16 protein-coding genes are annotated in these 18,624 nt (G+C 63.5%); 7 read left to right on the plus strand and 9 right to left on the minus strand.

The features are described from left to right. Positions 1–75 precede the first annotated feature (75 nt). Complete coding sequence (locus GRH90_RS11070) at positions 76–1,152, minus strand: dipeptidase (RefSeq protein WP_162366007.1); 1,077 nt, start codon at positions 1,150–1,152, stop codon at positions 76–78. A gap of 213 nt (positions 1,153–1,365) precedes the next feature. On the opposite strand from GRH90_RS11070, the gene GRH90_RS11075 reads away from it, so the two are divergent. Genes GRH90_RS11075 through ddlA form a run of 7 tightly spaced genes read left to right on the plus strand, consistent with a single transcriptional unit; the run spans position 1,366 to position 9,163 of the window. Continuing rightward, positions 1,366–2,961, plus strand: coding sequence for an ABC transporter substrate-binding protein (locus tag GRH90_RS11075; protein ID WP_162366008.1), 1,596 nt, complete (start codon positions 1,366–1,368; stop codon positions 2,959–2,961). Beyond that, positions 2,961–3,971 carry an ABC transporter permease gene (locus tag GRH90_RS11080; RefSeq protein ID WP_162366009.1) on the plus strand — a complete coding sequence of 337 codons (1,011 nt, stop codon included), beginning with the start codon at positions 2,961–2,963 and terminating at the stop codon, positions 3,969–3,971. Before GRH90_RS11075 ends, GRH90_RS11080 begins: the two co-directional genes overlap by 1 nt. Beyond that, complete coding sequence (locus tag GRH90_RS11085) at positions 3,968–4,870, plus strand: ABC transporter permease (protein ID WP_162366010.1); 903 nt, start codon at positions 3,968–3,970, stop codon at positions 4,868–4,870. The genes GRH90_RS11080 and GRH90_RS11085 overlap by 4 nt, the downstream gene beginning before the upstream one ends. Position 4,871: 1 nt before the next feature. Continuing rightward, entirely contained in the window at positions 4,872–5,702 is an 831-nt protein-coding gene (locus tag GRH90_RS11090) for an ABC transporter ATP-binding protein (RefSeq protein ID WP_162366011.1), read from the plus strand. Further along, positions 5,699–6,439 (plus strand): ABC transporter ATP-binding protein, encoded by a 741-nt coding sequence (locus GRH90_RS11095; protein WP_162366012.1) that lies wholly within the window; start codon positions 5,699–5,701, stop codon positions 6,437–6,439. The genes GRH90_RS11090 and GRH90_RS11095 overlap by 4 nt, the downstream gene beginning before the upstream one ends. Next, positions 6,436–8,007 (plus strand): serine hydrolase domain-containing protein, encoded by a 1,572-nt coding sequence (locus GRH90_RS11100; RefSeq protein WP_162366013.1) that lies wholly within the window; start codon positions 6,436–6,438, stop codon positions 8,005–8,007. Before GRH90_RS11095 ends, GRH90_RS11100 begins: the two co-directional genes overlap by 4 nt. 43 nt (positions 8,008–8,050) lie before the next feature. Next, entirely contained in the window at positions 8,051–9,163 is a 1,113-nt protein-coding gene (gene ddlA, locus GRH90_RS11105; RefSeq protein ID WP_162366014.1) for a D-alanine--D-alanine ligase, read from the plus strand. Here ddlA and GRH90_RS11110 read toward each other — a convergent pair. The 8 genes from GRH90_RS11110 to dgcN form a co-directional block, all read right to left on the minus strand. After that, positions 9,078–10,058, minus strand: coding sequence for a LysR family transcriptional regulator (locus tag GRH90_RS11110; RefSeq protein ID WP_162366015.1), 981 nt, complete (start codon positions 10,056–10,058; stop codon positions 9,078–9,080). The genes ddlA and GRH90_RS11110 overlap by 86 nt on opposite strands. 180 nt (positions 10,059–10,238) lie before the next feature. Further along, positions 10,239–11,060 carry a M55 family metallopeptidase gene (locus GRH90_RS11115; protein ID WP_162366016.1) on the minus strand — a complete coding sequence of 274 codons (822 nt, stop codon included), beginning with the start codon at positions 11,058–11,060 and terminating at the stop codon, positions 10,239–10,241. 10 nt (positions 11,061–11,070) lie between these two features. Beyond that, complete coding sequence (locus tag GRH90_RS11120; protein WP_162366017.1) at positions 11,071–12,129, minus strand: DmpA family aminopeptidase; 1,059 nt, start codon at positions 12,127–12,129, stop codon at positions 11,071–11,073. A 9-nt stretch (positions 12,130–12,138) separates the two neighbouring features. Beyond that, positions 12,139–13,032: an ABC transporter permease subunit gene (locus GRH90_RS11125; protein ID WP_162366018.1), complete on the minus strand. Its 894-nt coding sequence runs from the start codon at positions 13,030–13,032 to the stop codon at positions 12,139–12,141. A gap of 8 nt (positions 13,033–13,040) precedes the next feature. Then, the gene (locus GRH90_RS11130) at positions 13,041–13,961 is read right to left on the minus strand and encodes an ABC transporter permease (protein ID WP_162366019.1); all 921 of its coding nucleotides are present in this window, start codon (positions 13,959–13,961) and stop codon (positions 13,041–13,043) included. A 15-nt stretch (positions 13,962–13,976) separates the two neighbouring features. Next, complete coding sequence (locus tag GRH90_RS11135; protein WP_162366020.1) at positions 13,977–15,518, minus strand: glutathione ABC transporter substrate-binding protein; 1,542 nt, start codon at positions 15,516–15,518, stop codon at positions 13,977–13,979. Between the two features lie 76 nt (positions 15,519–15,594). Then, entirely contained in the window at positions 15,595–17,484 is a 1,890-nt protein-coding gene (locus GRH90_RS11140) for an ABC transporter ATP-binding protein (protein WP_162366021.1), read from the minus strand. Positions 17,485–17,524: 40 nt separating this feature from the next. Next, positions 17,525–18,532: an N-acetyltransferase DgcN gene (gene dgcN / locus GRH90_RS11145; protein ID WP_162366022.1), complete on the minus strand. Its 1,008-nt coding sequence runs from the start codon at positions 18,530–18,532 to the stop codon at positions 17,525–17,527. Between the last annotated feature and the right edge of the window lie 92 nt (positions 18,533–18,624).

Raw genomic sequence — 18,624 nt, forward strand, 5'->3', positions numbered from 1 at the left:
CCCGGTGCTGGCCGCCGCGCGGCGCGGGCGGCCAGTCCGGCGGCAAGGGTGCCGCACGCCGGGTCCTGCCCGGCATTACCCGCCCCAGGTGGCTTCCAGCACCCTGAGCCAGTTGCCATAACAGATTTTTCGCAACAGCGGCCAATCATATCCGTGACGCTGTAATGCTGCCACCAGCACCGGCAGGCCGGCCACGTCCTTAAGATCGGCAGGGAGGGTGGTACCGTCAAAATCCGAGCCAAACCCCACGCCGTCTTCCCCCAGCGCGTCCAGCAGGTAATCCACGTGCCGCACAATCTCATCCACCGTGGCGTCCGGCGCCTTCTTGCCGTCCTGGCGCAGGAACATGGTGCCGAAGTTGACCCCGACAAAACCGTTGCGCTCGCGGATCGCCGCCAACTGGGCGTCGGTCAGGTTGCGTGACTGCGCGCACAGCGCATGGGCATTGGAATGGCTGGCGACCAGCGGCGCGTCGGAAATGCCGGCCGTTTGCCAGAACCCCTTTTCATCCATATGCGAGACATCCACCATAATGCGTTTGGCATTGCAGGCGCGCACCAGCCGCAGGCCCGCGGCGGTGAGTCCCGGCCCGGTATCCGGCGAGGAAGGAAAACGGAACGGCACGCCGTGGCCGAAGATATTCGGCCGGCTCCACAGCGGCCCCAGGGTGCGCAACCCCGCCTGGTGGAGCACGTCAAGCAGATGCAGATCGGGATCCAGCGCCTCCGCCCCTTCGATATGCATCACCACCGCCAGCACGTCCCGCGCCATGGCGTCGCGGATTTCCGCCGCGCTGCGGCAAATTTTCACCCGCCCGCCCGAGGCCGCTTCGATGCGCAGCAGCAGGGATAGCATGGCAAAGGTCGTTTCCCGCGCCGACTCCATGTTCGGCGCGACGGGAATATTAGTGAAATCAAGCAGATCTGGCGCGCTTTTTGCTGCATTTGATACCGAGGGCACCCAGGTGGCAAATAAGCCGCCCGCCAGCCCCCCCCGGCGGATGCGCGGTAAATCCATCTGACCGGCCGCGGGGCCGCTCAGGAAGCTTTCAACCGCATTTTCGGGATGTGCGCGCCATAAACGGCACAGCACGTCGTTGTGGCCGTCAAAGATGGGCATGATGTCGGGTATTTGCGGCGCTGTTACGGACATAAATTATTATTCCGGTGCAATTTTTGGCGGTTCGGCCGGCTCCCGCCCCGTGATGACGCGGGCGCGCACCAAACGGGTGCGGTGGGCCGAGACAATCCGTGCGTGGAGGTTAGGCGATATCCACAGTAGAGCCCGCCGCATAAAGGAATGTCAAGCGGAAAATGGTAAAATAAACCCATAATAACATTATTTATCAATATATTAGGAGTCAGTATGCTTACCAGAAGACATTTTATCGCCGGCGCCGGCGCGCTACCCTTCCTGTCCTATCTCAGCCTGGAGTCGGCGTTTGCCGCCACCCCCGCCTCGATCCTGGTGATGGCGATGCAGCTCGACAATATGACCAGCCTGGATCCCCATGAAAGCTTCGAGGGGACCGGCAACGAAATCTGCGGCAATTTATATCAGCGCCTGGTCGCCCCCAACCCGGCCAAGGCCGATGAAATCATCGGCGAGCTGGCAACAGGCTGGGACGTCGGCAACGACGGCAAAACCTTTACCTTCCATCTGGATCCGGCGGCCAAATTTGCCGACGGCAGCCCGGTAACCGCCGAGGACGCCGCATTTTCCCTCCAGCGGGTGGTGATGCTGGATAAAAGCCCGGCGTTTATCATCAACCAGTTCGGGTTTACCAAGGACAACGTCGCCGGGCATATCAAGGCGGTCGATGCCCATACCCTGGTAATCAATACCGACCAGCCGGCGGCGGAAACCTTCCTGTTGTACTGCCTGTCGGCGCGGGTCGGCAGCATCGTGCAAAAATCCCTGGCCCTGGCCAACCAGCAGGGCAACGATTTGGGCAACGGCTGGATCAAACAGCACAGCGCCGGCTCCGGCCCCTTTACCCTGCGCGCCTGGAAAGCCAGCGAAAGCGTGATCCTGGAGAGCAACCCCAACTCCCCGCTGGCCGGCAAGATCAAACGCATCATCCTGCGGCATATTATCGACCCCTCCTCCCAGCTGCTGATGCTGCAAAAGGGCGACGTGGACATTGCGCGCAACCTGACCACCGAGCAGCTGCGGCCGCTGTCGCAGGACGGCAATTTCCACCTGGTGCGCCAGCCGGTATCGCGCATCATGCATTTATCCTGTAATACCGCCCACGAGCACCTGGCCAAACCGCAGGTCTGGCAGGCGATCAAATGGGCGCTGGATTATGACGGCATCCAGAAAAACATCGTCCCGCTGACCCATGAAGTGCATCAGAGCTTCCTGCCCAAGGGATTCCCGGCGGCGCTGGACGATACCCCGTTCCACCGGGATGTCGCCAAGGCCAGGGCGTTGATGGCCGACGCCGGCCTGGCCGATGGCTTTGACATTACCCTCGATCATTACTCCCCGCAGCCTGGCCCGGATATTGCCCAGGCGATACAGACCCAGCTTGGCGCCATCGGCATCAGGGTCGAGCTGATTGCGGCGGAAAACCGTCAGGTGCTGACCAAGATGCGCGCCCGCCAGCAGCAGCTGGCCCTGACGGTCTGGGGCGCGGATTATTTCGATCCCAATTCCAATACCGAAGCCTTCTGCGTCAATACCGACAATGGCGACGGCGCGCGCAACCGTACCCTGGCCTGGCGCTGCGCGTGGTCCAATCCGCGGTTTAACGAGCTGACCGCGCAGGCGCTGCACGAAGCCGACGGCCAGAAGCGTATCGCGCTTTATGAGCAGTTGCAGCGCGAGCACCGCGAAAACAGTCCGTTTACCGAGCTGCTACAGGAGTCAATCACCGCCGCCTGCCGCAAAAACGTCAGCGGCGTGCAGATAAGCGTGCTGCTCGATAGCCCGTACGAGAAGGTGCAAAAAACCTGATGCCGGCGTTAAAATCTATGGTGAATACCCTCGGCAGCCTGCTGCTCACGCTGTTCGGGCTGGCGCTGCTGACTTTTTTCATCGGCCGGGTGATGCCGACCGACCCGGTGCTGGCGGCGGTGGGCGATAATGCCCCGCAGGCGGTGGTGGAAAGGGTGCGGCAGGAAATGGGGCTGGACCGTCCCTTATGGTATCAGTTCGGCCATTACCTCAATCAGCTGCTGCACGGGGATTTAGGCCGTTCGGTGCTGACCTCCAATCCGGTGCTGACCGATATTGCGCGCTTTTTCCCGGCGACGCTGGAGCTGGCGACCGCGGCGGTGATGGTCGCGACGCTGCTTGGCGTCCCGCTCGGCGTCTGGGCGGCGGTGCGGCAGGGAAAAGGCATCGACCAGGCCATCCGCGTGGTCTGCCTGGCCGGTCATTCGCTGCCGGTGTTTGTGCTGGCGCTGCTGAGCCTGCTTATTTTTTACGCGGTGCTGGGCATCGCGCCCGGCCCGGGGCGGCAGGATATCATCTTCCAGGATATGGTGCCGCAGGTAACCGGGCTGCTGACCGTCGATTCGCTGCTGGCCGGCGATTACGACGCCTTCCGCGACGCGCTGGCGCATATGGTGCAGCCGGTATTGATCATGGCCTACTTCAGCATGGCCTATATCACCCGCATGACCCGCACCTTTATGCTGAACGCGCTCGGCGGCGAATTTGTGATTACCGCGCGCGCCAAGGGCCTGTCGTCGGCCAGGGTTATCTGGCGCCACGCCTTTCCCACCGTGGCGGTGCAGTTGATCACCGTGCTGGCGCTGACCTATGCCGGCCTGCTGGAAGGGGCGGTGATTACCGAAAACGTTTTCGCCTGGCCCGGCCTGGGGCAGTATCTCACCACCTCATTGATGAACGCCGATATGAACCCGGTGATCGGCGCCACGCTTATCGTCGGTTGTGTCTATGTGGTGCTCAACCTGCTGGCCGACATTCTTTACCGACTTTGGGATCCCCGCGTAAAATGACGCTTTCCGCCGCACGAGCCTGGCTGCTCGACGATACCCCCGCCACCCGCCGCCAGGCGGTATGGAGCCGCCGTTACCGCATGTGGCTGGGACTGCGCGCCAATCCGATGGCGCTGACCGGGCTGCTGATCATTATCGTGGTCATGGCGCTCTCGCTGGCCGCCCCCTGGCTGACGCCTTATGACGCCGGTTTCCAGGATTTGGCCAACCGCCTGGCGCGCCCCTCTGCCGGCCACTGGCTGGGCACCGATGAACTGGGACGCGATATCTATACCCGCATCCTGTTCGGCGGGCGCACCACGCTCGGCATGGTGTGCGCGGTGGTGACGCTGATTGCGCCGCTCGGCCTGCTTATCGGCTGTATTGCCGGCTACGCCGGCGGCTGGCTGGATAAAGCGCTGATGCGGGTAACCGATATCTTCCTGGCGTTTCCGCGCCTGATCCTGGCGCTGGCGTTTGTCGCCGCGCTGAAACCCGGCATCGAGAGCGCGGTGCTGGCCATTGCGCTGACCGCCTGGCCGCCCTATGCGCGGCTGGCGCGGGCGGAAACGATGCAATTGCGCCACAGCGACTTTATCGCCGCCTGTCGCCTGACCGGCGCGACGCCGCTGCGCATTATCCTGCGCCATGTCATGCCGTTGTGTATTCCCAGCCTTATCGTGCGCATCACCCTGGATATGAGCGCGATTATCATTACCGCCGCCAGCCTGGGATTTTTGGGCATGGGCGCGCAGCCGCCGTCGCCGGAATGGGGCACCATGATCGCCACCGCCCGGCGTTTCCTGTTCAGCGAATGGTGGGTGCCGCTGATGCCGTGCGTGGCTATTTTTGTCACCTCGCTGGCGTTTAATTTTCTCGGCGACGGTCTGCGCGACGTCCTCGACCCCAAGGAGCGCTAACATGCTGGTTGAAATAGAAAACCTGCGTATCTCCTTTGCCCGGCAAGGCGGCGCGGTCGAGGCGGTGCGCGGCGTTTCCTTTGCCATGGACAAGGAAAAATTCGCCATCGTCGGCGAAAGCGGGTCCGGCAAATCACTCACCGCGCGCAGCCTGATGCAGCTATTGCCGGGCAACGCGCGCTGCCAGGCCGATAAGCTGATGTTCGACGGCATCGACCTGCGCGGCGCCGATGAAAAAACCATGCGCAAAGTGCGCGGCAGGCGGGTCGGCTTTATCCTGCAGGATCCTAAGTATTCACTTAATCCGGTGATGACCATCGGCCAGCAGGTGGCCGAATCCTGGCGCGCCCATAAGGGCGGCGGCAGGCGCCAGGCCATGACGGCGGCCATCGGGCTGCTTGAGCAGGTGCAGATCCGTGACCCGCAGCAGGCGGCGAAACGTTATCCGCACGAGGTGTCGGGCGGCATGGGCCAGCGGGCGATGATTGCCATGATGCTGGCGCCCGATCCGGAACTGCTGATTGCCGACGAGCCGACCAGCGCGCTGGACGCCACGGTGCAGGCCGAGATCCTGCGGCTGATTGACGTGCTGGTTTCGGATCGCGGCATGGGGCTGATCCTGATCAGCCATGATTTGCCGCTGGTATCGCATTTTTGCCATCGGGTGGCGGTAATGTACGCCGGCCGCATCGTCGAAACCCTGGCGGCCGGCGATTTGACGCGGGCCGTCCATCCCTATACGCGCGGCCTGCTGGAATGCCTGCCGTCCCTGCGCCATCCCCGGGCGCGCCTGCCGGTGATGACGCGCGACGTCGCCTGGAACCCATCATGATTGTTTTGGATAAATTACGCATAGCCTTCGGTAATACCGACGTGGTGAAAGGGGTCTCCTTTACCGTGGCCGGCGGCGCCAGCTTCGGCATCGTCGGTGAAAGCGGTTCGGGCAAATCCACCATACTGCGCGCGCTGGCCGGGCTGAATCCGCACTGGTCCGGCGGCATGTCCTTTGACGGCGAAGCGCTGATGCCCAGGCGGGATCGCCGCTTCTTCCGCCGGGTGCAGATGGTGTTCCAGGATCCCTACGGGTCGCTGCATCCGCGCCAGACCGTCGATCGCATCCTGCACGAACCGCTGCTGGTGCATGGTTTCGATCGGGCCGAACAGCGCATTGCCCAGGCGCTGGCCGAGGTCGGCCTGCCGCCCGCGGTCCGCTTTCGTTTTCCCCATCAGCTGTCCGGCGGCCAGCGCCAGCGGGTGGCGATAGCCCGCGCCCTGATTGCCGAGCCGGACGTATTGCTGCTTGACGAGCCCACCTCGGCGCTGGATGTGTCGGTACAGGCGGAAATCCTTAACCTGCTGACCGATCTGCGCGCGCGCCGCCGTCTGACCTTTATCATGGTCAGCCATAACCTGGCGGTGGTCACCCACCTGTGCCAGCGCCTCGGCGTGATGCAAAACGGCGAGATGGTGGAACAGCTCAGCGCCGATGATTTGCGCGCCGGGCGTATCCGGCATCCGCATACCGCCGAACTCTTTACGCTAAGCATGAGCCTGGAGGAGCCGGTATGAGCGGGCGCGCAGCGCGACCGGACTGGCAACGCGCCGGCGCGGCGGCGGCGGCCATCGCGGCGCAATGGGCACGGCCGGGCGAGCCGGGGGGCGCCATCGTACTGTTCGACAGCGAACGCATCCAATCGGTGGCCTGCGGCGGCCTGGCGGACCTGGCGCGCGGTGAGCCGTTTAGCCTCGATAGCGTGACGCACTTTGCCTCGGTGAGCAAACATCTGTTCGCCGCGCTGGTTACCGGCCTTGCGGGACAGGTGCCGCCGCTGGACGAGGCGCCTGCCGCCGGCATTGCGCGACCGATGCTGGCGCTGGACGACGAGCTGGCGCGTCATCTGCCGCAGCTGCGCGGCGCGCAGCGCCGGGTAACCGTCGGCCAGGCGCTGGACATGACCTCCGGTTTGCCCGATGCGCGCGAGACGCTGTCGCTGCTGGGCATCTCGGCCTTCCAGCCGGTCGGCGCGGCGGCGGCGCTGGAGTTCCTCGCCGGGCTCACCACGCTCAACTACCCGGCCGGCGGCGAAATATCCTACACCAATACCGGCTACCGCCTGGTGGAGGAAGCCCTGAGAACCCGGGGCATCGGCTTTAACGATATATTGCGGCGCCATATTTGCCAACCGCTGGACATTGCCCTGCGGGCGCCGGAAACCTGGTTCGATGTCGTGCCCGGGCTGGCGCCGGGGTATTGGTTCGGCCCGCAGGGCTGGCAGCTGGCCGGCGCCGGGCTGCATCTTTCCGCCGCCGGCAGCGTCATGGGCAGCGCGCGCCATCTTACCGTCTGGCTACAGTCGCTGCTGGCCGATAGCGGCCCGGGCCGGGGCGTGCTGGACCGGCTCTGCGCCCCGCGTTTCCTGGCGGACGGCAGGCCGACCGACTATGGCCTCGGCATCGCCCACAGCCGGATCGGCAACCGGGATTGGGTAGGACACGGCGGCTCCCATCTCGGTTACAAAAGCTATTTTTTGCTCGATAGATCGGGCAAAACCGGCATGGCGATGCTGGCTAATCGCGACGACGTGGCCGGTTACCCCGCCGCGCTGGCGGTGATGTCGGCGCTGCATGGGCAGCCCCTGCCCGCGCCGGGCCACGACCTGCGCCCCGGCCGGTACGCGGCGTTAACCGGCGGCGATTGGCTGGAGGTTAAGAGTGACAGCGTCACATGGATGGGCGCGGACCAAACGTTGTATCCCAGCGGGGAGCCCGGCGTGGCCCGTTCGCTGACCGCCCACCTGCCGATGCGCCTGTTCCACGACGGCGCGGCGATCCGCGGCGAGATTGGGCACGTGCCGCGCGTGTTGTACCCGGTTGCGCCCGACGCCTGCCTGCAACGGGCTCAGGGCGCCTGGCGTCATGCACAATATCGCAGCGAACTGGTGATTACCGGCGATCGTCTGGAAATGGGCATCGGCCCGGCGGCATTGCAGGCGTCGCTGACGCCGCTCGGCGGCGGACGCCTGCTGGCTTGTGGCGCGGACGGCGCTTGGAGCAAAAAATTTGTGCTGGTGTTTAACGATAATTGTGTGCAAGTGCAGGATAATCGCAGCAGGACGTTGACTTTTCAACGACAATAGGGCCGGATGTTCCGACAACCCAGGAATCCAAAGGAACCAGCGTATGGCAAAGATTCGGGTAGGCGTCATTTTTGGCGGTAAATCTGCCGAGCACGAAGTCTCCTTGCAATCGGCAAAAAATATCGTTGAAAATATCGATCGGGAAAGATTTGATGTCACGCTGCTGGGCATTGATAAACAGGGCATCTGGCATGTCAACGACGCCTCGGATTACCTGCTTAACCAGGAAAACCCGGCGCGCATCGCCCTTAATCCCTCTACCACCAACGTGGCGCTGGTGCCGGGCCAGGCCTCCCACCAGCTTATCGAAAGCCATAACGCCGGCGCGCTGGACCAGCTGGATGTGATTTTCCCCATCGTCCACGGCACGCTCGGCGAGGACGGTTCGCTGCAGGGCCTGCTGCGCATGGCCAATATCCCGTTTGTCGGCAGCGGCGTGCTGGGGTCGGCGATGTGCATGGATAAGGATGTCGCCAAACGCTTGCTGCGCGACGCCGGCCTGCCGGTGGCGCCGTTTGTTACCCTCACCCGGGCCAACATCGGCCGCCATGATTTCAGCTCGGTGATCGCCCGGCTCGGTCTGCCGTTGTTTATCAAGCCGGCCAACCAGGGATCGTCCATCGGCGTCAGCAAGGTCGGCAACGAAGCCGAGTATCACCGGGCGGTGGAGCTGGCCTTTCGCTACGACCATAAAGTCGTGGTGGAGGAAGCCATCACCGGCCGCGAGATTGAATGCTCGGTGTTGGGTAACGAGCAGGCGCGGGCCAGCCTGTGCGGCGAGATTATCCTCAGCGACGAGTTCTATACCTACGAGACCAAATATATTAATGAGCAGGGCGCGACGGTGGCCATCCCCGCCGATATCCCCACCGCGGTCAACGAGCGCATTCGCGGCATCGCCATCAAGGCGTTCCAGGCGCTGGAGTGCCAGGGCATGGCCCGGGTGGATTTATTCCTCACCCCCGCCGGCGACGCCATCATCAACGAGGTCAATACCCTGCCCGGCTTTACCAATATCAGCATGTACCCTAAACTATGGGAAGCCAGCGGCATAAGCTACGCGCAGTTGATTACCACCCTGGTGGAGCTTGCGCTCGAGCGTCACCGGCTGAATAATCAGTTGCACAGCACGCATCTGCCGTCGCCGGAATCATGAACCGCGCCTCGCTCTCGCGGGCGATGTGCCCCAGCTTGTTCCTGATCACCTGCTTGAGCCGCGCGACCGCCCGTGACTGGGCGTGGTCGCGGCGGCTTATCAGCATGACTTCAAACGGCAAGGGTTCGGCGATGGGTAAAATCTTCAGCTGATCGGCGTAGCGGCGGGCGGTAAACAAATCGACCACCCCCACGCCGCCGCCCGCCAGCACCATATCGGCAATCACCGAATAGGTCTTGATATACAGCGATCCCGCGGGCTTGAGGGCCTGCTGGCGCAGGGCCCGGTGCAGCACCTGTCCCAGGGGATCCTGGCTTTGCATCATCAGCAGGTTGTTTTCATACAGCCAGGTTAGGGAAACCGGGCCTTCGACCCGGCTGTCCCTGGGCAGCAGCGCCACCATAGACGATTGGAACAGCGGCTCGGCCAGCAGCTCGCCGGACACCTGCTGGCCGAAGACCAGGGCAAAATCGAGCCTGTTTTCCAGGATATCCCGGCACAGCGTGCTGAAATGCTCCGTGACCAGCTCGACGTTGACCAGCGCCGACTGCTGGTGAAACGCCACCATGGCCGGCGCCACCACCATTTGGCCGAACGCATGCGCCGCGCCAAGGCGAACCAGCTGCCCTTCCCCTTTGCGCATCTGCTCGGTCAGGGCGCCAATCGACTGCAGCTGGCTGTACAGCGCCTGCACCTCGGGCAGCAGGCGGCATCCCTCTGCGGTGGCCACCATGCCCTGGGCGCGCCGCTCGAACAGGGCAAAACCCAGTTGCTGTTCGGCATGGCCGAGCACCCGGCTGATATTGGGCTGCGACACGTTAAGCAACCGGGCGGCGCCGCTGATTGTGCCGGCCTGCACAATCGCCTGAAAAACTTCGATATGACGTAAACGCATCAGGCCTGTGCTCCATGTGGCGGAATCTCCGTTAACATGTGCAATTATCAAGCCAGTTTGTTGCGGTTTACTGATTAAAACGGTATAGCCGCACCGGCGCCCCAACGCGCGCCGGGTAAAAGACGCCGCGGGCAATTGCCGGGTCACGCGTCGGGACATGCCTGCGCGCGCCGCTTAACCTCAGTTTTGCGTGGTCGCCAGATAGGAAAACGCGCTCAGCAAGCTGATGATATCGGCCATGGCCAGGCTGGAATAACCTACCGTCACCGCGTCCAGGCGTTCAACGCCCGGGATCAGGCAGAACAGATCGGCCAGCACCGGCCGCGCCGCCATCAGCTCCAGTCGGTACGGCGGCTGGATACGTGACGTACACCGGTTGCCCGCCCGGCCGACGGCCTGCGCCGCCAGCTCCCGAATGGCGCGGCACGCGGCCCCGGGGCTTAAGGATTCCGCCGCATGCTGTGAAATGGCCCGTTTCACGCACACATATTCCGCGCCGGGATAATAACGCCCCACCCAGCCCTGCAACATATCGTCACCGCTGACCAGCCACAGCGGGGCGTGGTATTCGGCGCCGGCGGCGGCGTAGATATCGCACTCGCCCATCGCCTCGCCGTTAATTTTAACCCGGTAAAACGCCCGGCCGTTAATGGTGTGCGCCAGCACGCCGAACTCGCCGGCGGCGCTGTGGTAACCGATAAACATCATGCCGTCGAAACGCTGCCGCTCCAGCCCCTCGACCATCGACAGACCGCGCGGTTTTCCCTGCACCAGCCGCGCCCGCTCGTCGATATTGCCGGCCCGCAGGTTGGTCATGGCCGCGTGGCTGTCCGCCACCACCACCTCGGTGGCGCCGCCGGCAAACGCCCCGTCGATGGCCGCGTTCACCTCCTGCTCCATCAGGCCGCGCGCCAACTGATACTCCGCCGTGCCCGGGCTGCACTGCTCCGGACGCATGACCCCGGCGATGCCTTCGATATCCGCTGAAATAAATACCTTCATTATCACGTCCTCAATCGGGTAAACCCTGCGCCAGCCGATCCAGTACCTGGCAAAGTGACGGGCGAAAATGCCCGCGAAAACCGCTTACCGCGTCGGCGCTTAACAACGCGTCCAGCACCGCGTGTTCGGTCGCGTCCGCCGCCGCGGCCAACAGCGGCTCGAGCGCCGCGTCCGGCGGTGGTTCCGGCCGGCGGCGGGTGGAAAAGGCCACGGCGATATCGCCGGAGCCATGGCCCCAATAGCTGCCCAGGCGCCCCAGGCCGGCCCCGGCCCGTTTGGCGATACGCCCCAATTGCCGGGCGTCCAGCGGCGCGTCGGTGGCCATGATGATAATGATGGAGCCTGCGTCGTCCTGCGGCGCCAGCCCCGGCAGCAGGGGTTCCACGGCCTCGCCGACGCGCACCCCGTCCAGCGTCAGGGCGGCAAGCGCGCCAAAATTCGCCAGCACCAGCACCCCCAGGGTGGCGTTCAGCGCCGGAATGGGGCGTGACGCGGTGCCGATGCCCCCTTTCAGGCCAAAACAGCTCATCCCGCGCCCCGCGCCCACGCTGCCGCGGGCAAACGCCGGGCCGGCGTCCGCCAGCGCCTCGCGCGCCATGTCCTCGGTCACCGCCAGCGCCTGGATATCATTCAGCCAGCCGTCGTTACACTCCAGCACCAGCGGATTAACGGTGGGCAAGGCGCGGCCCAGTTCCGGATTGCGGTCGATGGCGTCGCGCGCCAGCGCGGTAAACAGCGTCCCGACCGCCAGCGTATTGCCGAGCAGGATGGGGGTTTGCAGCTCGCCCAGTTCGGCTATCTGCACCAATCCCGCCGGCTTGGCGAAACCGTTAAGCACCGCCGCGCCGCAGGGCAGCGGCCGGACAAACAGGTTGCCACCCGGCGGGACAATCGCCGTCACGCCGGTTTGGATGGCGCCCCGCGCCAGCGTGCTGTGGCCCACGCGCACCCCGGGCACATCGCCAAGGCTATTGCCGGGGCCGCAGGCGAAGCGCGGCGTTGCCAGCCGCCGTTCGGCCCGCCAGCGGCGCAGCAGCAGTTGCATCTGGGCCTGTTGCCAGGAGTCCATGGTCGTTCCTCAGGTTTCCAGTTTTGGGTCCAGGGCATCGCGCAGCGCGTCGCCCAGCAGGTTAAACGCCAGCACCGTGACAAAAATCGCCAACCCCGGGAACACGCTGACGTGCCATAAACCGGCCATCATCATATTACGGCTCATCGCCAGTATATTCCCCCACTCCGGCACGTCAGGCTCCGGCCCGAGGCCGATAAAACTCAGGCCGGCGGCGGTCAATATACTGGTGCCGATACGCATGGTGAAATACACAATCACGTTCGACAGCGTCCCCGGCAGGATATGGCGCAACAGCACGATGCGGTCCGGCGCGCCGGCGCAGCGCACCGCCTCCACATACGCGGTCTGTTTTAACGCCAGCGTGGAGGCGCGGACGATGCGGGCGAACACCGGCACGCTGAACACCGCAACGGCGATAATGACGTTATTCAGCCCCGGCCCCAGGATAGCCACCACCGCAATGGCCAGCAGCATGCCGGGAAAAGCGAACAATACGTCGGATCCCCGCATGATCAGCATATCCACCCAGCGGCCGTAATAACCCGCCAGCAGCCCCAGCGCCACGCCGGCCAGCATGCCCAGGGTCACCGACAATACGCCGATATATAGCGAGATGCGCGCGCCGTAGATGATGCGGCTCATGACATCGCGGCCAAGATCGTCGGTGCCCATCCAGTGGGCGGTGGAAAGCGGCGCGGACAGCGCCATCCAGTCCGGCGTCATGGGGTCCCAGGGCGCAAGCCAGGGCGCGAACACCGCCACCAGGACCAGCAGCAGGATAAAGCCGCCGGATACCAGCGCGACCGGATTGGCCAGGAACGTATGGATAAAATCATGCCAGGGCGATCGGATGGCGCCGCTGGCCGCGCTTGAGACGGCCGGATCGGAAGAGAGGTTCATGCTAGCTCCTAGCGTAAGCGAATCGCCGGATTGACCACCGCGTACAGCAGGTCCACCAACAGGTTGATCAGGATAAATTCGAACACAAACAGCATCACCAGCGCCTGGATAACCGGCTGGTCCTGGGTCTTGATCGACTCGATCAGCAGCCAGCCTAGCCCCGGCCAGCTGAAGACGCTTTCGACGATAATCGACCCGCCGAGCAAAAAGCCAAACTGTAGCCCCAGCATGGTGATCACCGGGATCAGGGCGTTGCGCATCACGTGTTTCCAGGTCACCAGCCGGTTGCGCAGCCCTTTTGACCGGGCGGTGCGCACGTAATCCTCCTGGGCGACCTCCAGGAACGCGGAACGGGTAAAGCGCGCCATCACCGCCGCCACCGAGGCGCCCAGGGTCAGCGCCGGCAGGATGATGTCGGCGGGCTGGTTAAACCCGCTGACGGAAAAAATCCCGAACGGCATGGCGACAAACTGGATCAGCAGCAAACCTAGCCAGAACGTGGGCATCGAAATGCCCCCGACCGCCATGCTCATCAGCGCCCAGTCCTGCCATTTCCCCCGTTTAAGCGCGGAAATCACGCCAATCAGCAATCCCAGCAGCACCGACCAGATAAAACCGGCCAACGCCAGCCACAGGGTGGGCATAAAGGCGGCGGAAATCACCCGGCTTACCGGCTGCTGGGTGCGGTAGGTGGTGCCCAGATCCCCCTTGAACGCGCCCGCCAGCCAGTGCAGGTATTGCTGGGGCAGCGGATCGTTGAGGCCCAGGTGGGCGCGGGCCGCCGCCACCGCCTCCCGGGAGGCGTCGTCGCCGGCATAGATACGCGCCGGATCGCCAGGCAGCAGCTTGATAAAACCAAACACCAACAAGGAGATCGCCAATAGTACCGGAATCATTTCCAGCATACGTCGGGCAAAATAGGTCAACATGGCGCCTCCACCGGCTTACTTGAATTCCGCCTGGTCGAAGACCAGCGAACCATCGGCCAGCATATAGACACCGGACAGGTTTTTCTTTTTGCCCACCAGGTTGTCCGGCGAGCCGAGAAACGCGATCGGCGCATCCTGCCAGATCAGTTTCTGCGCTTCGGCGTAAGCGGTGGCGCGCCCGACCGGATCGGCGGTTTTCAGGCCGGCCATGATGGCGGCGTCCACGGCGGGATTGCTGTAATAAGAGACGTTATAGGCGGTCGGCACCCAGGATTCGGTGGCAAACAGCGGACGCAACGCCCAGTCGGCATCGCCGGTGGAAGGCGACCAGCCGCCGTAATAGAGATCAAACCCGGCTTTTTTCGGGTCGCTCACGCCCCATAATTTATCATTACGGGTGCCCGAGTCCATCGGCACCACCTTCACCAGGATCCCCACCGCGCCGAGCTGTTGTTTCAGGAACTGCGCGCTGCGCACCGCGCTGGTCTTATTGGATACCCACAATTGCAGCGTCTGGCTCTGGTCATAACCGGCCTCTTTCAGCAACGTCTTGGCTTTTTCGGGGTTATAGGTATAGTCCGGCGCGGTCTGCTTCTGGTGGAACTGGACATTCGGCGACATGGCGGAATCCGCCGGAGTGCCCATGCCGGCAAAACCCACTTTCAGCCAGATATCGCGGTTGATGGCGTAGTTGATCGCCTGGCGCACGCGAATATCCTGCAACGACTTATGCTGGGTATTGAGCGCCAGGTAATAAAGGTAGATACCGACGTCGCGCTGGATATCCAGCCTGGCGTCGTTTTTCACCGTATCCACCAGATCGGACGGCAGCGGATAGACCGCGTCCACCTCGCCGGCCTTCAGTTTAGCCACCTGGGTGGAGTCTTCCGGGGTGGGATAGAAGGTGATGCCGTCCACTTTCGGCCAGCCTGGTTGCCAATAATGGTCATATTTCACCAGCTTGACATCCTTGCCCTGCTGCCATTCGGCGAAGGTGAACGGCCCGGTGCCCACCGGGTGCAGCCGTAACTGGGCCTCTTGCGGATAATCCTTCAGGGATTGCGGGCTGTGCATCACCGCCGAAGGATGGGCCAGCGTATTGATAAAGGCGCCGAACGGTTCGTTGAGTTCAAACTTAACCCGGTCCGGCGCCAGCACGGTGACGGCTTTGATCACTTTGAACAGGCTGTTGCGCTTTAGCCCCTGGGTTTGGTCCGCCAGCCGGTCTAGATTGGCCTTTACCGCCTGCGCGTCAAACGGCGTGCCGTCCTGGAAGGTCACGCCCTGGCGCAGCGTCACCTCGAACTCGGTGGCGATAGCGTTGCTGGTATAGGCGGTCGCCAGCTGCGGCACGATTTTCATCTGGCTGTCGAACTGGAACAGGCGCTCAAAAATACCGCTCTGGATCGAGTAGCTCAGCGTATCGGTAGTATCGTGCGGGTCCAGTCCGGTAATGTCGGCGTACATGGAAATATTCAGCTCCTGCGCCTCGGCGCCCAGGGCCAAGCCCATTGACAGCCCGATGGCGAGGATTGATCGACAACATAAAGACTTCATGACATCTCTCCAGAAAAGGTTGATTAATAAAAAACAGGCACGATAAACCGTTGCGTTGTTGTTCATGACGACGGGCTTATCCCGGCGGATCGCCGTCATCGGCCACCCAATGATGCGGGCCGGCCTGGCGATAGCGCGTTTTCAACACCTTGACGCCGTTTTTTTTCAATGGCGACGGCATTTCACTGTCATCCGGCCGGCGCTCGCCGCGCAGGGCGGGATCGGCTACCGGCACCGAGGACAATAAACGGCGGGTATAAGGATGCTGGGGGGAATTGAATACCGCCTGGCGCGGCCCAATCTCGACAATCCGCCCGAGGTACATCACGGCGACCCGATTGGCGATGCGTTCGACCACCGCCATATCATGCGAGATAAAAATCCACGCCACGCCGGTTTTGCGCTGCAGTTCCATCATCAGGTTGATCACCTGCGCCTGGATCGACACATCCAGCGCGGACACCGCCTCGTCGGCGATAATCACCCGGGGCTTCAGCGCCATGGCGCGGGCAATGGCGATACGCTGCCGCTGGCCGCCGGAAAACTCATGGGGATAACGCGCGGCGTGTTCGGGCAGCAGCCCGACGCTTAACAACAGTTCCCGCACCTGCGGCGTGGCCTCTTGCAGCGATCCGGCCAGGCCGTGCAGCAGCAGCGGCTCGGCGATGGTGAACCCCACCGTAAGGCGTGGATTTAACGAGGCGTAGGGATCCTGGAACACCATCTGCATCTCGCGGCGCAGCTGTTGGAACGCATTCCTCGACAACAGGGTGATTTCCTCGCCCTGGAAATGAATGCTCTCCGAATCGCTGTCGGTCAGGCGCAGCAAGGCGCGGCCGGTGGTGGATTTGCCGCAGCCGCTTTCCCCGACAATGGCCAGGGTTTCGCCCGGCCACAGGCTGAAATCGATCTGTTCCAGCGCATGGACATGGTGGGTGAGCGTGGAAAAGATGCCGCTGCGCACCGGGAAGTAAACGCGCAGGCCGCGCACGTCCAGCAGCGGCGGGCCGCCATAGCGCGCGGTTTTATGATCGCCGCCATCGACCGGCTGGTTGACCATGGGAAAGGGCCTGGGCCACGCGTGCTCGCGCATGTCCCCCAGTTTCGGCACCGCCGCCAGCAGGGCGCGGGTGTAGGGATGCCGCGGCGCCGAAAAAATAGCGCCCACCGGGCCGTGCTCCACCACCTCGCCCCGGTACATCACCACGACCCGGTCGGCGATTTCCGCCACCACGCCCATATCATGGGTGATAAACAGCACGGCCATACCGCTTTGCCGCTGCAGGTCGCGCAGGATTTGTAAAATCCGCGCCTGTACCGTGACGTCCAGCGCCGTGGTCGGCTCATCGGCAATCAGCAGTTGCGGATCGCAGGCCAGCGCCTGGGCAATCATCACGCGCTGGCGCATGCCGCCGGACAGCGAGCCCGGGTAGCTTTCCATCACCCGATCCACATCGGCGATACGCACCTTTTGCAGCAGTTCCCGCGCCTTCCGCCTGGCCGCCGCCGCATCGCACAGGCCGTGGTCCAGCAGCGCCTCGGTGAGTTGGTCCACCACCTTCAGCACCGGATTGAGCGACGACATCGGCTCCTGGAAAATCATCGCCATTTCGCGGCCGCGCAGCTTACGCCTGGCCTCGGCCTTCATGCCGGCCAGGGCATGTTGGCGCCCGGCGCGATCGGTAAACACAATATCGCCGCGTTCAATGCGCGCCGACGCCGATAACAGCCCCATCACCGCCAGCGAGGTCACCGATTTACCCGAGCCGCTCTCGCCGACCACCGCCACCACTTCGCCTTTATTCACCGTAAAGCTGACGCGGTTCAACGCTTGATGGGTGCCCGAGCGCCCGCTGAAGCTGATGCTCAGGTCGCTCACGGTCAGCACCGGTAAACCTTCCCCGGCAGGTACCGGCACTAGCGCTGAAGGCCGCGCCTCCGCTGGGTCAAAAGAGGGATTCGCCATGGTCGTCACTCCGGGTTGCCGGGTTGCGGTATTGACCGCCTCATCCGCGCTCGTTCAGCAGCGCGGCGATGGCGGTAATGCCGAAACGCACCGGATCCGTGGCGGGCACGCCAAATTGTCCGCTGACCTGCCGGCAGTACTCGCGCGCCTCCCGTTCGCCGGCGTTGGCGGTATTGATGGCGAATCCGGCCAGCTGGACGTCCGGGCTGGTGACCCGGGCGGCGCGTAAATTGGCCTCGACGCACTCTTCCAGGCCGACCAGCCGCTGGTGCGGCAGATGGCGGGTATGCTTGCGGCCCAATTCGTGGCACATCACCAGCCAGTGCGGCTGGGCGCCGTGCAGCAGTCCCATGCTGACGCCGGCGTAGGAGGGATGGAATAGCGAGCCCTGCCCTTCGATGATATCCCAATGATCGCTGTCGTTAGCCGGGGACAGGGCTTCGGCCGCTCCGGCGATAAAATCGGCGATCACCGCGTCAATTGCTATCCCTTCGCCGGCGACCAGCATCCCGGTCTGGCCGGTGGCGCGGAAATCCGCCTTCATGCCCAGTTCGCGCATCGCGGCTTCCAGCGCCAGGGAGGTGTACATTTTGCCGACCGAGCAGTCGGTCCCCACCGTCAGCACGCGTTTGCCGGCGCGTTGCTCGCCGGTACCCACCGACAGCGCCGGACGCATATGGCGAATATCGAACAGCGCCACCCGATAACGCGCGGCCAGCTCCACCAGTTCGGGAATATCCGACAGGCGCTGGTGCAGGCCGCTGGCCACGTTCATGCCGGCCTTAATGGCGTCGCGAACCGTGTCCAGCCAGTGCTGCGGCAGGAAACCGCCCGCGTTGGCGGTACCCAGCACCAGGGTCCTGGCGCCCAGGGCCTTGGCGGCGGGGATATCCAGGTCCTCCAGGCCGAGCGACACCGTGCAGCCGGGCAATCGGATCTGCCCGACACACTGTTCGGGACGCCATACGTGAATGCCGCGGGCGGTTTTCGCCGCCAGCGGATCGGTCACGTCGCCAAGGAATAACAGATAAGGTTGGGAGATCGCCATGATAGTTCTCTTGTGGATATGCGGATTGCTTGCAAGGAACTATTCCACTGAATGCGCGGGCGGGGATAATGCTTGTTTGGCGGTAGGGCATA

It is taken from the genome of Acerihabitans arboris, from assembly GCF_010131535.1.
GTDB lineage: Bacteria > Pseudomonadota > Gammaproteobacteria > Enterobacterales > Enterobacteriaceae > Acerihabitans > Acerihabitans arboris.

What these genes read in the sequence shown, in the direction of transcription:
- GRH90_RS11070 (WP_162366007.1), bottom strand. Translation starts at nt 1,152, where the DNA reads ATGTCCGTAACAGCGCCGCAAATACCCGACATCATGCCCATCTTTGAC.
- GRH90_RS11075 (WP_162366008.1), top strand. Translation starts at nt 1,366, where the DNA reads ATGCTTACCAGAAGACATTTTATCGCCGGCGCCGGCGCGCTACCCTTC.
- GRH90_RS11080 (WP_162366009.1), top strand. Translation starts at nt 2,961, where the DNA reads ATGCCGGCGTTAAAATCTATGGTGAATACCCTCGGCAGCCTGCTGCTC.
- GRH90_RS11085 (WP_162366010.1), top strand. Translation starts at nt 3,968, where the DNA reads ATGACGCTTTCCGCCGCACGAGCCTGGCTGCTCGACGATACCCCCGCC.
- GRH90_RS11090 (WP_162366011.1), top strand. Translation starts at nt 4,872, where the DNA reads ATGCTGGTTGAAATAGAAAACCTGCGTATCTCCTTTGCCCGGCAAGGC.
- GRH90_RS11095 (WP_162366012.1), top strand. Translation starts at nt 5,699, where the DNA reads ATGATTGTTTTGGATAAATTACGCATAGCCTTCGGTAATACCGACGTG.
- GRH90_RS11100 (WP_162366013.1), top strand. Translation starts at nt 6,436, where the DNA reads ATGAGCGGGCGCGCAGCGCGACCGGACTGGCAACGCGCCGGCGCGGCG.
- ddlA (WP_162366014.1), top strand. Translation starts at nt 8,051, where the DNA reads ATGGCAAAGATTCGGGTAGGCGTCATTTTTGGCGGTAAATCTGCCGAG.
- GRH90_RS11110 (WP_162366015.1), bottom strand. Translation starts at nt 10,058, where the DNA reads ATGCGTTTACGTCATATCGAAGTTTTTCAGGCGATTGTGCAGGCCGGC.
- GRH90_RS11115 (WP_162366016.1), bottom strand. Translation starts at nt 11,060, where the DNA reads ATGAAGGTATTTATTTCAGCGGATATCGAAGGCATCGCCGGGGTCATG.
- GRH90_RS11120 (WP_162366017.1), bottom strand. Translation starts at nt 12,129, where the DNA reads ATGGACTCCTGGCAACAGGCCCAGATGCAACTGCTGCTGCGCCGCTGG.
- GRH90_RS11125 (WP_162366018.1), bottom strand. Translation starts at nt 13,032, where the DNA reads ATGAACCTCTCTTCCGATCCGGCCGTCTCAAGCGCGGCCAGCGGCGCC.
- GRH90_RS11130 (WP_162366019.1), bottom strand. Translation starts at nt 13,961, where the DNA reads ATGTTGACCTATTTTGCCCGACGTATGCTGGAAATGATTCCGGTACTA.
- GRH90_RS11135 (WP_162366020.1), bottom strand. Translation starts at nt 15,518, where the DNA reads ATGAAGTCTTTATGTTGTCGATCAATCCTCGCCATCGGGCTGTCAATG.
- GRH90_RS11140 (WP_162366021.1), bottom strand. Translation starts at nt 17,484, where the DNA reads ATGGCGAATCCCTCTTTTGACCCAGCGGAGGCGCGGCCTTCAGCGCTA.
- dgcN (WP_162366022.1), bottom strand. Translation starts at nt 18,532, where the DNA reads ATGGCGATCTCCCAACCTTATCTGTTATTCCTTGGCGACGTGACCGAT.